The organism is Mesorhizobium sp. M1050 (genome assembly GCF_040318715.1).
In the GTDB taxonomy this organism is placed as follows: domain Bacteria; phylum Pseudomonadota; class Alphaproteobacteria; order Rhizobiales; family Rhizobiaceae; genus Mesorhizobium.
Genome location: NZ_JAMYMV010000155.1, coordinates 1 through 2691 on the forward strand (window position 1 = coordinate 1; position 2691 = coordinate 2691).

Below are 2691 nucleotides of genomic sequence, written 5' to 3' on the forward strand. Positions count from 1 at the left end.
TTTCTCGAATTTCGGCAGGGCCATGTTCGTGTGCTCGATCAGCAGGGCCTGACTAAGTTTGCTGGATTCGAGCAGGAATATGTCGAAGGTTGAGGTCTCTCGGCATGCGACGGCAAGCACTCACGTGTTCCGCGGTAGCGGGCATCGCGCAAGATTGAGGACAGGCTTTCCTGAGCAGCATCCGCTCCCGGCAGCGGATCTGTTCCGCCTGACCCGCGCCCGATCCCAGTTGGCGCCCCCAACAGGCGCCCAGGCCATCTTGGGTTTTCGTTTCTTGGCGTGATCTCTTCGCGGTCCTCTCTAGGCGACATCGTCCTTACCCATCTGCTACAGCGACCAGCCTTCGGCGCCGAACTATGAGAGTTCATCAACGGCTTCCCGAACACCTTGTGCAACCGCTCGCTCGAGCCAAACGCGACCGGCTAGCGGGTTGTGTTCGCCGGCGCGACCATTGCAGAGATAACGGCCGAGCGTCAGTTGGGCATGGGCATGTCCCCGCTCGGCGGCGGCGGCGAACCATTTCTGCGCTGCCACCGGGTTGAACGACAGACCCTGGCCGTTCGCGTACTGTGCGCCGATCGCAAACATAGCCCCGGGGTGCCCGGCAGCGGCTGCCCGCTTGAACCACTGCGCGGCAGCCTGGGGCAAGCAGGCGCCGCCACGCCCGTTGAGGAGCATCTCGGCAAGCGCCACGCCGCGTCCATCCTGAAGCATTCGCGCATAGGCATATTGCGCGTCTGCCACGCCTTCCGCCGCCCGCCTCACCCATCGCGCAGCCTGCTCCTCGTCCTTGCGCATACCGGCGCCGACGCCCTCGGCAAAGCAGAGGTCGAGGTTGAACGCTGCAACCATATCGCCGGATGAGGCGGTCGCCTCGAACCATACAACAATGCTGGTGCGGTCGTCGGGCTCGCCTGCTCCTGCGAGGACCAGATTGGCAAAGTCGACCTGCGCTACCTGATTTTCCACCTTTTGCCGACACGCGCGGCCAGCGCGCTCCCTCTTCGACATCCCGGGCGACTCCGTTCCCGGAAAGATATAGCGATGCCAACGCACGGGCGGCAGCCTGATGGCCGCATTTGCCGCCCGTCGGTACCATGTGGCGGCGTCAGCATAGTCCGGCGGCGAACCCTTCACACGCCGATCGCCGAGCCGATAGGCTGCCTCGACATTCCCTGCCAATGCCGCGCGCCGCATCCACGCCTCGCCGGCCGCGACATCTAGATCTGCAAGGTCACCATCGATGAATCCCAGTCCCAACCGGTACTGGGCTGCGGGAAGGCCTTTTTCTGCGGCGAGCTGATACAGTCGTGCGGCTGCCGCTCGATCAAGCGGCACGCCCTGCCCATGTCGGTCAGGACGACAAGAAGCTAGATTGCGGTCGGCAGGCCGGCCTCGGCAGCACGTCGCACTTCGGCGGCAACCTTGACTGTGTGCGCAGGTTGCCGGCGCCGGGCGAGGGAAAGAGCAAGGCCCAGGCATCCCTCAGGGCAACCGGCTGCTGCAGACTTCTCGTACCAGCCATGCGCCGCATCCAGGTCGCGCATCGCTGCGGGCCCTCTGCTAAGGATATAGCCGAGGATTGCCTGCCCGGTTGCCGAGCCAGATGCGGCTGCTTTTTTTGCCAGATCGAGCGCGCCATTCGCGGGGCGGGCGCATTGGCCGCCTTACGCTTGGCGTCGCGTGTCCACTAATTAGGGCGGGCGCACGGCCGGGGTCGACGGGATGACCGTAGGACGCATCCGGAAGAGAGGAGAGCTACGACCCTTGGCGCAAAGCTTCAGGAGCTTAATCCCCTCCTGCGCGGATGGGCGAATTACTTCCGCTTCTGCTACGGAGCCAGCAACGTGTTCACCAGCCTCGACTGGTACACCGGGGATCGACTCTGGCGCTGGCAGCGGAGAGTTCGCCCAAACGCCAACGCGAGCGAAATCGCAAAAGGCCGACAACGCACCAGCCGCCGTCCGACGGTGAGACTGTGGCGCGATGGGTCCGTCGAGCAACATATGCTCGCATGGACTCCGGTCTGGCGGTTTCGTCTGGCGTGGATGGGAACGCCAAACTTCGCCATATCTTCTGGCGAGCCGGATGCATAACGAAAGGTGCACGTGCCGGTTCTGCGAGGGGTGGTGAGAAACGGACCGCCGCAAGGCGGCACCGCGCTCGCCACCTACTCTACACTTTAGCATGTTCCGCTGTGATATCGTTCTTTTGAAGATGTGCAGAAGAGCGACGACCTGATTCGCCTTCCTGGTGCTGTGGAGCTTGTCCAGCGCGTCGGCATTCAGCAGCATAGGTTGAAGCGTCCCGGCTGTGGCTGGAAGAAGGGGTCGCGAGCCGCACCCCCGCACTTGCTTGGAACACTGTGCGGATGGCCCAGGGATTTCCCCAAAGAGCGTGTGCACGCATGATCGATTCGTCCAAACGCGCAGAAGAATTGTGTTCTCCAGATCGGCTGGAAAGAAAGGGTTTCCGGGCCATTTTCGACTACATGTTGGAAGCCGGGGTGGATGTGCGAGGAGATTATGCACTCGCTTCGGCGCCCGGTCGGAAACGACGTCATCGCTAAAACTTCAGGCGCCGTAAGCCGACATGCCATCTACGATCGATGTATTCGTTCTCGAACCCTGCAAGCTTCGTCAGGCCCGGTTGGTCGAGCACACGAACATGGCTCTTGCGGAATTCGAGAAC

General features: G+C 62.7%; 1 protein-coding gene and 1 pseudogene. One reads left to right on the forward strand and one right to left on the reverse strand.

The window, feature by feature from the left end; all coding sequences use genetic code 11:
- Positions 1 to 354: 354 nt before the first annotated feature.
- A complete protein-coding gene (locus tag NKH57_RS33555; protein WP_352950638.1) occupies positions 355 to 1338 on the reverse strand; it encodes a tetratricopeptide repeat protein in 984 nt (327 codons plus the stop codon).
- A 452-nt stretch (positions 1339 to 1790) separates the two neighbouring features.
- On the opposite strand from NKH57_RS33555, the pseudogene NKH57_RS33560 reads away from it, so the two are divergent.
- Positions 1791 to 2096: pseudogene (locus NKH57_RS33560) on the forward strand (group II intron maturase-specific domain-containing protein); the annotation flags it as partial.
- Between the last annotated feature and the right edge of the window lie 595 nt (positions 2097 to 2691).